The 14,528-nt window shown below is 39.6% G+C and carries 13 protein-coding genes; 10 read left to right on the top strand and 3 right to left on the bottom strand.

Features of this window, described 5'->3' with window-relative positions:
* Positions 1–146 precede the first annotated feature (146 nt).
* The 3 genes from A7P54_RS14235 to gmk form a co-directional block, all read right to left on the bottom strand.
* Positions 147–2,264: an HD domain-containing protein gene (locus A7P54_RS14235; protein WP_171549978.1), complete on the bottom strand. Its 2,118-nt coding sequence runs from the start codon at positions 2,262–2,264 to the stop codon at positions 147–149.
* A 337-nt stretch (positions 2,265–2,601) separates the two neighbouring features.
* Positions 2,602–2,880, bottom strand: coding sequence for a DNA-directed RNA polymerase subunit omega (gene rpoZ, locus A7P54_RS14240; protein WP_004803954.1), 279 nt, complete (start codon positions 2,878–2,880; stop codon positions 2,602–2,604).
* 70 nt (positions 2,881–2,950) lie between these two features.
* Positions 2,951–3,574: a guanylate kinase gene (gmk, locus tag A7P54_RS14245; protein WP_033134526.1), complete on the bottom strand. Its 624-nt coding sequence runs from the start codon at positions 3,572–3,574 to the stop codon at positions 2,951–2,953.
* Positions 3,575–3,677: 103 nt separating this feature from the next.
* On the opposite strand from gmk, the gene ispH reads away from it, so the two are divergent.
* The 10 genes from ispH (at position 3,678) to pilV (A7P54_RS14295) (ending at position 14,527) form a co-directional block, all read left to right on the top strand.
* Positions 3,678–4,628, top strand: coding sequence for a 4-hydroxy-3-methylbut-2-enyl diphosphate reductase (gene ispH, locus A7P54_RS14250; RefSeq protein WP_171549979.1), 951 nt, complete (start codon positions 3,678–3,680; stop codon positions 4,626–4,628).
* Positions 4,629–4,768: 140 nt separating this feature from the next.
* A complete protein-coding gene (locus A7P54_RS14255; protein WP_005201320.1) occupies positions 4,769–5,302 on the top strand; it encodes a prepilin-type N-terminal cleavage/methylation domain-containing protein in 534 nt (177 codons plus the stop codon).
* On the top strand, positions 5,303–5,869 hold the full coding sequence (gene pilV / locus A7P54_RS14260) for a type IV pilus modification protein PilV (RefSeq protein WP_005201319.1): 567 nt from the start codon (positions 5,303–5,305) through the stop codon (positions 5,867–5,869).
* A 1-nt stretch (position 5,870) separates the two neighbouring features.
* Complete coding sequence (locus A7P54_RS14265) at positions 5,871–6,857, top strand: PilW family protein (protein WP_005201318.1); 987 nt, start codon at positions 5,871–5,873, stop codon at positions 6,855–6,857.
* Positions 6,857–7,660: a pilus assembly PilX N-terminal domain-containing protein gene (locus A7P54_RS14270; protein ID WP_005201317.1), complete on the top strand. Its 804-nt coding sequence runs from the start codon at positions 6,857–6,859 to the stop codon at positions 7,658–7,660. Before A7P54_RS14265 ends, A7P54_RS14270 begins: the two co-directional genes overlap by 1 nt.
* A gap of 14 nt (positions 7,661–7,674) precedes the next feature.
* On the top strand, positions 7,675–12,033 hold the full coding sequence (locus A7P54_RS14275) for a PilC/PilY family type IV pilus protein (RefSeq protein ID WP_171549980.1): 4,359 nt from the start codon (positions 7,675–7,677) through the stop codon (positions 12,031–12,033).
* Positions 12,034–12,047: 14 nt separating this feature from the next.
* Positions 12,048–12,575 carry a prepilin-type N-terminal cleavage/methylation domain-containing protein gene (locus A7P54_RS14280; protein ID WP_171549981.1) on the top strand — a complete coding sequence of 176 codons (528 nt, stop codon included), beginning with the start codon at positions 12,048–12,050 and terminating at the stop codon, positions 12,573–12,575.
* The gene (locus A7P54_RS14285) at positions 12,562–13,023 is read left to right on the top strand and encodes a type IV pilin protein (RefSeq protein WP_005201314.1); all 462 of its coding nucleotides are present in this window, start codon (positions 12,562–12,564) and stop codon (positions 13,021–13,023) included. Before A7P54_RS14280 ends, A7P54_RS14285 begins: the two co-directional genes overlap by 14 nt.
* Positions 13,024–13,394: 371 nt before the next feature.
* Positions 13,395–14,042, top strand: a complete 648-nt coding sequence (locus A7P54_RS14290) for a GspH/FimT family pseudopilin (protein WP_171549982.1) — start codon at positions 13,395–13,397, stop codon at positions 14,040–14,042.
* Positions 14,039–14,527, top strand: a complete 489-nt coding sequence (gene pilV, locus A7P54_RS14295; protein ID WP_171549983.1) for a type IV pilus modification protein PilV — start codon at positions 14,039–14,041, stop codon at positions 14,525–14,527. Before A7P54_RS14290 ends, pilV (A7P54_RS14295) begins: the two co-directional genes overlap by 4 nt.
* Position 14,528 lies beyond the last annotated feature (1 nt).

Genomic DNA, 14,528 nt, shown 5'->3' on the forward strand with positions numbered 1-14,528 from the left:
TTTCTATCTTAAACCATGCGACTTTAACACAAAAATTCAGGCACGAAAGTCTTGAGTACTGTGTAGTCGCAGTTGCATGGATATATTATTAGAACTTTTATGTCGATGAAATGCTTTAAAGATTCATTTCACAGCTGCACTTGTATTTAATTGGTGGTTGCCAATTTTGCGACTTCAGGCTGTACGATGGGCATATTTAGGCGTTCAATACGAGGGAAGCCAAAGTTCATGCGTAAATCCCGGATAATTTGGGCGATTTGATTTCGGTTGCTGACCACGATGTTGACATAGGTTTTTTGGTCTTGCGAATGAACCATCTCTACCCCCGTTTTGGCTTTACGGCATTGATAGATTAAATCAGAGATCTGCTCATCATTCATTGCCATGTGAATACATAGATAAGCACTGAAACGGACATCATCAATTTCTTCGGATTGCCAATGCAATGGCATGATATTTTCTGGGTGAAGGTGCTGTTCATGTAATAAATTACGACATCGTGAGCGATGCACGATCAAACCGCGTCTGGAGAGGTGTCCTTGGATTGGATCACCCAGTACAGGATTACAGCAATGTGCATATTTTACATCGACGCCTTCTGTACCGACGATTAAACGATCGGAAGCATCATGATGCTGTGAATGATAATCCTGAGCAAATAAATGATTTGCGACCAGTTGTGGTAATAGATCACCCACCGCAATCTGTTCGAACAGGGTATCTTTACTACTTAAATGACGCCACTCCAGCACATTTGTCCAATCAGTTGGCGATAGATCATCAATTGAACGCTGGAATAGTTTTAATGCACGGTTTAGCGCTTGCTGACCAACTAAGCGCTGTTCATCAATATCCTGCTCTCTAAGCATGTTTTGCAGTGCGCGACGTGCTTTCTGCGTGTTAATGAAGCTGAGCCAGTCTGGATTTGGAGTTGCTAAAACATCGGTAATGATCTCAACCACTTGTCCGCTGTGCAATGGTGTCGATAGCGGGCGAATTTCACCATCGACTTTGGCACCAACCGCGTGGTTGCCTAAGAACAAGCTGGCTGAATAGGCGAAATCAACCACGGTTGCGCCTTGTGGTAATTCATGTAATTGCCCATGCGGGGTATAGACCCAAATTTTTTCTTGGTGGAGATAATCGAGCAGATCACTAAAAGTGGTTTTGGCACAGCCACTATCAATTAGGGTATTCAAGTTCTGCATGGATGCTTGAATCGCTGAGCGACAGGCTTGCGGTGCATTTTCACCCAGTACCACACCAAAACGCGCTGCTTTACGCATTAGCTCAGTTTGGATCGTCAATGAAAGTGTGGTCTTTTCACCTTTCAACTGGATCATGAGTGATTGGTTGCCACCAGGTAAAGGACGGCGAATATGATCGCTATATTGTAGAACTTGGAAATTGTCTTTTAGTGCATCAACTAGACGGTCACAATCGGCGATACTTTGTAAAATAATTTCAAAGGCATGGCTGTGACTGAGTTCATTTAAGTCGATTTCATTTTTAATAAAATGGCGCAGTAACTCGATATTATTGTTTTTCTTTTTAATTCGGCCTTTAAGGTCATAGGCTTTTAGCAGTTCAGAAAGTTTTTGCTCCCAAACCGCTTGATATTCGCAACGCTTCGGCTTGGTTTCAAGCAGTGCAGTTTGCACATCATTAAACATGTCTAAATCAAGATTTTGATAACATAGATGTTCAAGGTTATCCGCCATCTCATTCATACCGACCAGACGCGCCATGGGTACAAAAATATCCAGTGTTTCTTGTGCAATACGAGCACGCTTATCTGGACGCAATGCACCTAAGGTGGTCATGTTGTGATAGCGATCGGCTAATTTAATAATAATGACACGAGGGTCTTGTAGCGTTGCTTGCAAGATTTTTCGGAAGGATGCGGCTTTGTTATATTCTTTATCACTGGAATGGCTGAGTTTGGTGACACCATCGACCAATTCTGCGACCACTGAGCCATATTTCTGTCCAATTTCGTCTTTGGTAAATTCAGTGTCTTCAATCACGTCATGTAGTAAGGCCGCCATCAGTGTATCGGCATCAAGACGCATATGCGCCAAAATGCAACTTACTGCAATCGGGTGCAACACATAAGGCTCACCACTTTTACGGGTGATACCACTATGGGCTAAATCAGCAAAATCGCAGGCTGCAAGTACTCGTTGAACGTCACTATCATTAAGATAGGCCTCAATAATTGCTCTGAGCTGCTGCTTGGCTTGGCTGACCTCTTCGCCTGGCATATAACACCTTTTATAACCTAAATTCAGAAATGCTATGTCTGCTGATACTTCAACGATATAAAGATATATTACGTTGATGGTTTACCTATTCAATGCGAATTAAATGTCGTAAACCAGATTTGATCCCATTGAAAACTTACACTGATCGCAAGTGTTCGCAAACATTACGCTTATCTTCTAATGAAAAGCAAATTGAGAAACTTGTCAATTTGTTCATTATAAAAACTCGTAATTTTTTTCAATGACGGATATTGCTTTTATCAATATGCATTGAATTTTGCAAGAAAGAAAAAAGCCCAGAGTCTTCACAATGGGCTTTACGCATAACAAATTCGATTTAGAAAGTGAAACCTTCTAAGTTTAGTGAATTTGTAGACAGTACCATATCAAGGTTTGATGTTTGGTAGTCTTGATCGCGTTGTTTTAAAATTTCTTTAGTCACATGACCAATTGCAATTTCACGCAGCGCAACCACTGTTGGCTTATCATTGTCCCATTCTACAGTGGGTTCCATGCCTTGACGTGCTAATTGACGTGCACGTTTACTCGCCACCAGTACTAACTCGAAGCGGTTATCTACATGGTCTAAACAATCTTCAACGGTTACACGTGCCATAAGTTGTCTCGTTTGAACATTACATTTGAAAAGACTGAGTAGTATAAAAGGCTTTTAGTCCAGACTCAAGTTATTCACGATCAAGGGTAAGCAAGTTTTCGATTAATTGTTGATGACGCACACTTTGTTGCAAAGTAACCAAACGATTTGCAGCGATAATTGCTTCTAAATCATGTACCGCTTTATTGAAATCATCATTAATAATGACATAGTCAAAACTGGCAAAATGACGCATATCCTCAACGGCACAACTTAAACGATGTTCAATGACATCAACAGAATCTGTACCACGATTTGAAAGACGTTGTCTTAAATCGTATTGTGTTGGGGGGAGGATAAAGATTTGTTTTGATTCAGGAAAAAGTCGACGAACCTGTTCAGCACCTTGCCAGTCAATTTCGAGTAAAACATCATGACCTTGTAGCAGTTGTTCTTTGACCTTGGCTTGAGACGTACCATAATAATTTCCGAATACTTCTGCATATTCGATGAAGCCGCCTTCATTAACTTGTGCTAAAAAGTTTTCTTTATTGGTAAAATGGTAGTGAACACCATCAAGTTCACCAGGGCGTTGACCGCGTGTAGTATGTGAGACAGAAACGTGTAAGTTGCTGACTCGATCGAGTAGGGCTTTGACCAAAGATGTTTTGCCTGTTCCTGAGGCTGCAGAAACGACAAACAAGAGACCCGACATGATATTTTTCCTGAATATGATAAAATATCTTGGCTATTGTAGTGTAGCGTGTCATTAAACGAAATAGTTTGGTGTAAAAATTCAGATCATGAGAGAGGATGTTATGGAAATCGTGTTGGCCAATCCACGAGGCTTTTGTGCTGGAGTTGACCGTGCTATAGCAATCGTCAATCGAGCATTGGAATGTTTTAACCCACCTATTTATGTACGCCATGAAGTGGTGCACAACAAATTTGTGGTCGATGATTTACGTCAGCGTGGTGCTGTTTTTGTGGATGAGTTGGATCAGGTTCCTGATGATTCCATTGTGATTTTTAGTGCACATGGTGTATCGAAAGCGGTACAGCAAGAAGCCGATCGCCGTGGTTTAAAAGTATTTGATGCGACCTGCCCATTAGTGACTAAAGTTCATATTGAAGTGACCAAATATGCACGCGAAGGGACTGAAGCTATCCTGATTGGACATGAAGGTCACCCAGAAGTGGAAGGCACCATGGGGCAATATGATAAATCTAGAGGTGGGGAGATTTATCTGGTTGAAGATGAACAGGATGTTGAAGCTTTAATGGTAAGACATCCTGAAAAAGTCGCTTTTGTCACGCAAACCACGCTTTCAATTGATGACACGGCTAAAGTGATTGATGCGCTTCGAAGTAAATTTCCAAAAATTCAAGGCCCGCGTAAAGATGATATTTGCTATGCCACCCAAAACCGCCAAGATGCGGTGCGTGATCTAGCTGAACAGTGTGATGTGGTTCTTGTAGTTGGTTCTCCGAACTCGTCAAACTCGAATCGGTTACGTGAGTTGGCTGAGCGTATGGGTAAGTCTGCTTATTTGGTCGATAATGCGGATCAACTTGAAAAAGACTGGTTTAAAGCAGAGAGCAAAATTGGTGTCACTGCAGGTGCATCAGCCCCAGAAATTTTAATTAAACAAGTGATTCAGCGCTTACAAGATTGGGGTGCGACGCCACCAAAAGAACTACAAGGACGTGAGGAAAACATTACCTTTAGTCTACCAAAAGAGTTGCGTATCCAAGTGATACAAGCCTAATTTTATTAGAAAAATGTGAAATGGAAACGGATGGATGACACTCCATCCGTTTTTTTTTGGTGCTTATCTGCTTTGTATTGGTTCTGTAAAAATAAAATTTAATATAGAGTAGTGAATTTTAATAATTAGGTGCAGGGGCGATGGGGAAAAGTCAGGGGTTCACCTTAATTGAATTGATGGTGACAATGGTGGTACTGGCGATTGTTGCGTCCATTGCTATGCCTAATTTTCAAAAAGTAAGAGCAAAACAAAAAATTGAGTATTCAACAAAAGACCTTGAAAAAACATTAATCCAAGCTCGTTATGATGCAGTTTTACATCGGCATAGAGTAACTGTAAATCTTGGTGAAGCTGGAAATTCGACTCCACAAACTTTGTACTGGTCTGTTCCTGGTGATCAGCAAATATCGTACTTACAGTTTAGCTGTGAAAGTAATGCATGGGATGGAGAGGCAATCGAGGGGATTGATAGATTAGTATTTTTAACAGATGGAAGTGCTCAACTTTCTCGTAATTTTACGGATGACGATGGTCATAATCAACGAGAAGATTTAACGCTCTCAGCTATTCAGATTGTAGTTTCCAATGGGGTTACAACGAATTATGTAGAAATAACCCCTTTAGGAAAAGTGACTGCAAAAAGTGGATCTAAGCAAGGCCAGGAGTGTTCATAAATGCAAGTAGAACATCATCAACAAGGAATGGGTTTGGTTGAGGTGCTTGTAGCACTTTTATTGCTGGCTATTGGTATTTTAGGTTTTGCTTTATTACAAGTCAAAGCATTGGATTCCTCAATCGAAGCATCTAAGCGTATTCAGGCGATGAGTTTAGCAAAAGATATTGCTGAGCGTATTCGGGCGAACCAAGATGGTTTGACGAAAGAAATTGAAGGTACGGACGAGCAAGGTGAGAAAGAAGTTTATAAGGCGTATGTGAGAGCATTTAGCGGTAAAGAAAATTTGAGCTCTTATAGCTATTCAGCATGTTTTTCCAATGCTACTGCTTGTGATAGTGAAAAATTTGCAGCTGAAGATGCAAAACAAGCCCTTTATAACGCTTATCAAAAAGGGATGAAGATTGGTGTGAATCAATGTGCGGGTACTGGGATACAAAGGAATCGTTACTGTATTTATGTAGCTTGGGATGAAACCAATCCAAAAGATGGTACAGGTAGTAATGATTGTACGACGAATGGTAATTATGGCTCGAATACAAAATGCATCGTATTGGAGGCCTACTAAAATGAATAAACAATTAGGTATGACTTTGATCGAACTGATCGTCGCATTGGCTCTTGGGCTAATTATTGTTGCAGCGGGATTTCAATTATTTGTTTCGGGTTCCATTAATTATAATTTGCAGAAAACGCTATCTGAACTTCAAGATAATGGCAACTTCGGACTAAATTATATTACTAAAGACGTTCGGATGGCGAATTTAGATGCGAATCTAGCTATTCTTAATGATCGTAACTTATATAGTGGAATTGTACTGACAAGTTTAAAAAGTTATACATCATTATCTGCTGATGATCAGAAAACACAATCTGCAAATTTACCTTTTCACCTAACTGATGAAAATACCACAAAAATTGCGTTACTCACTCAGGGCGATGGTCAAGCAAGTTGGTCTGGTGCAAGTAATATTCAAGAATACAAAAGTGATCAGTTAGTTATTCAATATAAAGCCATTGTGCCTGGTTCAATGGATTGTGAGGGGCGTAAAGTTTCTCAAGAAGAGATTGAAAAAGGTATCTTTATTATCCAACGCTATTTTTTAAGACAAGATGGAGATGATTTAGCGTTGGTCTGTGATGCGGGTCACTATAAAACTTTATTGGAAACCGCTGAGCTTCCAACAGCCATAAGCAGTTATGGCGGCACTGGTGAGGTGATTATGCGTCGAGTAGATCATTTCCATATTTTATTGGGAGTCAAAGATAATACGACTGATACGTTCAAATATATGTCAGTGAAAGACTATATGGGAGATAGTAATACTTTGGTGAAAGATGGAACTTCTCGTCCAAGAATCATGTCTGTACAGCTAGGTATATTGATGCGTGGAGTAGAGACGGTGCCTAGTAATCAGGAAATTCCCGATAAATTTCAAATTTTAGATCAAAAAGTCACATTAAAAGATGATGCTAAAGCAAAAAGGTATATCCGAGAGGTGATTACTCAAACGGTAGCATTACGTAATGGTTATGGGTTAATGGAGAGTCTGTAATGCGTATTTTTGACCAACGAGGCGCAACGCTTATAACGGTACTCTTCATCTTATTACTGATGACAATTATAGGCACGTTTGCTGTTAAACAAAGTATTGTCGGTTTGAACATTGCGACAAATAGTCAAGCCAGAAATCTCATGCAGCAAACAGCTGATGCGGTATTTTTTGCGATAGAGCAAGACAATAAAAATAATAGTATTTTGCAAAAAAACTTAAGTTCTTTGGGAATGTTGGGGATGGTGAAGTCTGATAATTTTCTAACCAAAGAATTAGTTTTTTGTTATCGTCCGAAAACACAAAAAAATGTCTTTGATTTAAAAAATGCCAGTATTGTGTCATGGGAAGAAGTGACTGATCCGAGTGATAATACAAAAAAAATTACGCAAATTAAGAATGATGAATTGGGTGTAACAGGTTTTTGTCAGTACACCACCAATGATTTTAGTAGTGGTCGTGATGTCATGATTTCACAGATTGCAGTTAAGAAAAGTAGCATCAACAGTGATGTTCCATTTAAGTTTTATCCAATTGGTACAGATTCTTCAACAGTACAGCTCGATAATATTCAACCTGTAAGAGTAGTCGTGACAACAATTATTCCAGGTATGGCAACGGGTGGAAGTTCATGGTCTTCGAATACAACAGAAATTAATAAATGTTTTAAAGATTACACCAATGAAAAGTCGATTGAATATTCTGGTTCAGAAACAGTCACAGATTGTTTTGAAAAAATTGGTGTGCCTTATAGTCAACAAGTGATGGATTATGCGGTGGTGAGCTATGCCACCAAAAGCAGTTAATTGGGGATAACGCAATGAAAATTATGAAACTAAAAAAATTAGTCGTTGCTTGTCAAGCAGCTGCAATGACCATGGCAACTAGTATTGCAGTATCTACTCAGGCCAGTGATACCGAGTTATATAAAGCACCACCCAAAAGTGAAACAACATTACTCTTTATGTTGGATGTCTCAGGAAGTATGGCTGATAGTGGTTCTTATGATGGAACTTCTCAGAGGCGTATTGATCGTCTAAAAGAAGGGATGCTAAAGTTATTAAAAGGTGATGCAACCACAACCAGATTACCAGACAATTTGTCAACAGGTTTGTCGGACTTTAGTGGTGTTAGTGGTCGTATCAAACTGGAAGCCTTACCTTTAGATACACCAGTGAATTTGGCTGGAACACGTCAAATATATAGACAAGTTGAACGATTGTCTCAACCCTTGAGCTGCTCTACAACAGCAACACAAGATACAGTCACCCCACAGGCAAGAACACAAACAAGAACGCAATCTAGAACAAATACTAGAACTCAAACTCAGACTCAAACCCAAATTCAAGAACAGTCTCAAAGCAAATCAAACGAACGGACTAGAAGACGAACCAGAGCAACAACAAATAGTCCATGGAATAACTGGAACCCCAACTGGGGAAGTTGGACTGATACAGGAAGTTGGACACCCTCAGCTTGGACAGCTTGGGTAGATATTAGTAGTTCAAATTGGTCAAATTGGTCAAATTGGTCAAATTGGAACAATGGGAATTTTTTAAATTGGTCAAGTTGGTCTGGTTATGGGACACCTTACAATACTGGTTCAAGTACGACAGGAAACTGGACTGGAGGAGGGGGGTGCAGCAATTTCGGCAATAATGGCGGGGCTTCAGTACTTTCTTCAGTCATTGAAATGTGTACAGAATGGCAAACAAATAATGTAGCTTGTGCGACATGGGTAGCAACCAATAAAACTCTGGCACAAATTAGCTATGAGAATTCGTCTGTTACTATAGCTAATGGTGCGATTACTGGAATAGTGACCCAATCTGGTGGAGCTCAAAATGCAACACCACCAGCACCATCATGGTCTAATTCTAGTACTAACACGGCCCCTAGTTTTGGGGCGTCTACTTTTAATGTTTCTGCTACCGTTGCACTTGGTACGGCAGGAAGTGTTAGTCGTACAACATTAACACCGCCTGATAATGAGGTTACAGATACAAATCCTGTTCCACAATCAGTTTTGACAAATTCAAATAGAACTGAAACTCAGACACAGACAAGAACAAAAACTCAATTTAGGAATAGAACTAATACTATTACCAATACCCAAACAGAAACCCAAACAGAAACTTCAACTCAAACTCAAACTCAAACTGCAAATGTTATTACTCGACAAACTCGAACTGACACAACAACGGCACTTCGTGCTGATACGAGAACAACGCTTTATACAGGAATAGCAACCAGTACTCATCGTTATAGAATGATCGATGCTGTAAATGCACTATCGACAGGCGGGAGTACGCCAACAGCTTATGCTTATGCAGAAGCTGCAGCTTATCTGATGGGGAAAACAACAAAAGGCCTCACATCAAGTGGGTTTGCGGATTCGAATAATAAATCTGCTATTCAGGATGGAAATAACTATCTGGCACCAAGTCGAGTATCAAGTGCTAATCAATGTAATACGCAAGGAATTTATTTCTTAACGGATGGTGAACCAAATTATGGTAATAATAATGGTAACTATACAAATTTCATGTCGAGTACTTTGTCTCCTAAAAGTTTTAGTTGCAGTACCAATCAATTGGTTTCAACGGCTAACTCATGGGGGTGTATTGGAAATTATGCAAAAGCACTCTTAAATCCTGCAAATAATCCTGCTGGTGTTTCAATTAAAACTGCCGTTGTCGGTTTTGGTTCTGATTTTAGTGGAAGTGTGTCAAATAATCCTGATGTTGAGAATGCGAAAAAATGGGGAGAAGTAGGGAAAGGAGGATGGTATTCAGGACAAAGTGCAGCAGATGTTGTTGATAGTGTAAAAAGATTCTTGAAAAAGTTACAAAAATATATCCCGCCAGTCACTACTGGCTCGGTAACTATTCCTGTGGATAATTTGGATACGCAAAATATTCAACCATGGGGCTATTTCCCACAATTTGATCCACGTCCAGATCTAAAAGTCACAACTTGGGTTGGAAACTTAAAGAAATATCAAGTTGTAAGTAATACTTTAAAAGATCAAGATGGTGCAAATGTTATGATCACTTCTGGCACAGATAAGGGCCAGAGCGTGGATAACCCAAATGATTATTGGGCAGATCAAAATATCATGCGAGAGATTACTAAAGTTAGGCAAGTCAACGGAATCGATGAAGAAGAAATAATACGTGTTCGAGTTGGTGGAGCATTAAGCCGTTTATTATTAGGTTCAACTACAACGACAGGTACAGATCCGGTAACGACTGAAAGAAAAATTTTTACTGATCGGAAGTTGAGTTTGGCGGTTGACAATACTACATATGTCGCACAACCAATCACGGATGGTAATCTAATACAGATCAAAACTGCAGATTTAAAAACCAATAATCCCGATAATAACTTTAATGTGGACAGTAAGCGTGGTTATGTTGCTGCGTTATTTGGTTATGATGTAGGTAGCGATGTTGCTGCATCGATTACGGATGAAGTAAATACGGCATTTAACAATTTTCTAAATAATACTAATGCGACACTTCGTCAAATGGGTGCAGTGATGCACTCTAAACCGATCCTCATTACACAAAAAGGAACAACCAAATACGATGAAGATACAGATACGATTAGCTATGATGATCGTGATGATTTAATTGCGTTTGGTACAACTCAAGGTGTATTGCATGTTGTTCGTGCTGGCAAAAGTGCAACGGATAGTGATGCTGGTAAAGAAATTTTCAGCTTTGTACCAAGTGAAATGATAGATAGACAAGCAGAGAGTTTTATTGGTCAACAAGATGACCCAAGTGCAACGCTACATTATGGAATAGATGGGCAATGGACCGCCTATACAGAATATGCCACAAAATCGGGTGAAAAAACCAATGAGCCAGTTGTCAGTGTTGCTAGTGCGAATGGTGGTAAACAATGGCTGTATGGTGGTTTGCGTATGGGAGGTAAGAGTTATTATTCTTTAGATCTTTCAGATGTAACATCAACGAGTGGAACTCCTAAGCTTAAATTTCGTATAAATCCTACTGGCACATGTGGTGTCACTAACGGTCTAGGTTGTATGGGACAAAGCTGGTCTAAACCAAGTATTGCATGGGTAAATTGGCAAGGTAAGCGTAAATTAGTGATGTTTGTTGGTGGTGGTTATGACTCAATTTATGAGAGCTCAGCTGACTATACACCTTCATCAAGCTATATCGATCAAGGCGCTGGGGTTTATATGTTTGATGCGAATGATGGTAGCTTGTTATGGTGGGCAAGTGCGAATGCTGGTTCAACAAATACAGATACTAAAAAAACCTATGCGGCAGATATGAAGCGTAGCGTGGTAAGTAATATTAAAACAGTTGATCGTAACAGCGATGGTCTTGTTGATCATTTGTATTTTGGTGATTTAGGTGGGCAAGTCTGGCGTATTGATTTAAATGCATCTGCGAAAGCTGGTGTGGCTACTGGTGATAGTGGTGAAAATTTTGCAACTCGCGCTGTCCGCATATTAGATATGTCAGGAGCAACAAAAGTACCTCGTTTTTATAATGCACCAACATTTACAATTCATCGCTCTGTTAATGGTTTGTTTGCTGCGGTGAGCATCTCATCAGGAAATTTAAGCTTCCCAATGTCTGCTGATACAAATAATGATGATGGTGTTTATACAATATTTGATAAGGATGTAACTCGCCGTAATCTATCTGTATTGCAAACCACTGAACTATATACTCAAGATGTTAAACCAGGAGCAACTACTGGAAATAATTTGGTTAAAAATACAAATGGAACTACAAAAACAGAGTCGAGCAATGGTGGCTGGTATTATCCCGTTGGAACTAAAAAGCGTATTTTAAATGAGTCAGTTGCAATTGATGGTGATTTATATGTCAGTATTTTTGACTCTGCGGTAGATATTACAGCAACAGATTGTAAAGGTGGGGTACGGGGTGAAAGTAATTCTAAACAATTCTGTTTACCTTATGGTGATGGTGATTGTAAACCGGCTGATAACGGTTCAGGTTCAGGCCCTGGCGGTGGTGCTGATGAGAATTTCTTGGGTAAAGGGAATGTTGGTATTAGTTTTGGGGGAATAAATCGGGATCGTTCGATGGTTCTTAACTTAACACCAGACAAAACTCCAAGAAAGTATACAGGGAAGACGAAATTTGTTTCTCAGCGCTGGTACGAGCGTTAATAAAGGTGGCTTTTATGAAAAATAAGGGTTTTACCTTGATTGAATTGTTAGTGGTATTGGTCATTATTGCTATATTTGCTGCTATGGTCATACCGGGCTATCAGCAATTTGCTAGACGTGGTGCTGCATCTCAAGCAGAACATGAGATACAGCGTTTAGCAACGTTGTTAGAGCAGCACAAAGCACGGAATTTAAATTATAGAGGTTTTGCAACAACGTCAATTGCAGTGCCTGTCAACACCACAGGGCCACGTAAGAACTATACGATTTATGTAAGAGACTCGATTGTACCTAGTGTTGCATTAAATGACACAAGTGCTTTAGGGCAGGGATGGGTAATGTTAGCAGAGGCTAATTCTGCAATAAATTATGGATCAGGTTGTACAACATGTAATGGTTTGCAGGATCAAAATTATAATTATCTGTTAACAAGCGGAGGTATTCGCTGTAAGACAAAAGATAAATTAATTGAGGCAGAAGTTCTAACCAGCACAAAATTGGCGTCAACAAATCCTTGTGGAGTAAACAGTGAAACATGGTAAAGAAATTGGATTTACACTTGCTGAAATGATGATTGTGGTTGTTGTAATTGGCATTTTAGTTGCGATTGCTTATCCATCATATCAACAATATATCTCTAAAACGAAACGCGTAGCAGTAGAAAGTGAAATGTTAGAGATCGCTGCTAGTTTGCAGCGATATAAAGCAATAAACTCTACTTTTATGACGCCAACTAATGCGGCAATTACACTGAGTACCATACATCACAATGGTTTAAGCCCACAATCGGGGCCAACTTTATACAATTTAGCATTATCGAATGTTACAGCTGGAAGTTGGACGCTTACAGCTACGCCTGCAAATGGGCAAACTGGAGATGGCCATGTGGTTTTAAACAATCAAGGACATCGGTGCTGGACCAAAGGTAGTGATAAGAATGGTGGTTCTGCATGTACTCCATCAGCAACAACTAACTGGGATGGTCGCTAATTTCTTTTCCTGATTATTATAAAAAAAGCAAACCTCAGTGTTTGCTTTTTTTATGTATTTCCTTTTGTGAACTATTTAATATTTTTAACAACAATAATTAATGAATGTGACTCATTTATCATTTATCTGTCCTTACCTACCTTTTATCTCTTAAAGGTGGATTTAAGTGCATTTTAGACGGAAATTGGTATTAAACATGAAAACAATCACGAAAATAACGTTCATTTTATTAATATAACGATTTGATTTTACTGATTTAAAATTAAATACCTGTAAGGGTTTTATAAAAATAATTTGTAAAATCAATGCTTAATAAAAAATTAATCAAAATGTTCGTTAAAACAAAAAGATTTGTGCATATGGAGGACTGTATGCAACAAGCACATGATGACTTACAGTCTCGCGCTACAGCTTCTTGTCTTATGATAGAGCCGAGTGTTGTCCAACTTCATCCGCTCAACTTCGAGCGTAGCTCTCCATCTTGCGCTCAGACAAAGCATAGCTTTGTTCATCTTCGTACTCGAAGCCTAGCTTCTCGTCTTGCGATAGGATCGAGTAATACTCGACTGTTTCCTATATCAGGATTTACGTTGGTTGAGCTCATTATCACGATCGCTGTTTTAGCCATCATTGTTTTAATGGCAGCTCCTTCATTTGCAACCATGTATAGCCGACAAAAGCTTGAGTCTTCAGCACGTGAACTAGTGATGAAAATTTCAGAAGCTCGTAGTCAAGCTGTTTTGTTACGACAAAGTACGGGAGTCTGTTTAGCCTCTTTATCCGATGACGATTGTGCTACAGCCATCGCCATTCCAAAAGCAGAAACACAACGAATCTTTATTGTACGTTTAGATCATGGTGTGACCAGTGCCAATAGTTCCTCGACCAATCTTAGCTTTAGACGAAATGGTAGCCTTGCAGCACAAAAGAATTTTATTTTAGAACGGAAAAATCTTTCTTACTGTATTCAGGTCGGGGTGATTGGCGATACCACAATCAAAGAGGGAGCTTGCACATGAATATTCAAAAACAGAAAGGTGTCGGGCTGGTGGAAGTATTGGTTGCTCTGATTTTATTGGCAATCAGTGTATTGGGTTTTGCCGCTTTGCAGTTAAGAGCAATTGACTCCAGTTTTGAGGCGAATAAGCAGGTCTTGGCAACCACCATCGCGCGGGATCTTGCAGAACGTATGAGAGCGAATCCACAAGCAACTCGTGCTGGAAAATATAAGGTGAAAGCGGTGGAAGCTCCTAAAACTGATGTTTCAACTGTAGCAGATAAACCTGAAAAAATTGCCCTACAAGATTTACAAAATGCGGCACTAGAAGCAAAAAATAATGGGATGAACCTTGCCGTCGATCAGTGCCCGACTGGAAATAATCGACAATGTATTTATGTCGCGTGGGATGAGACTAATTTAGCAGGTGATCAAGGCATCGCAGCATGTATTAAAGATGGTGCTTATGTTTCTGGATCACATTGTCTATTCTTGGAGGCATATTGAA

Source organism: Acinetobacter sp. Ac_3412 (assembly GCF_013072675.1).
Taxonomy (GTDB): Bacteria; Pseudomonadota; Gammaproteobacteria; order Pseudomonadales; family Moraxellaceae; genus Acinetobacter; species Acinetobacter higginsii.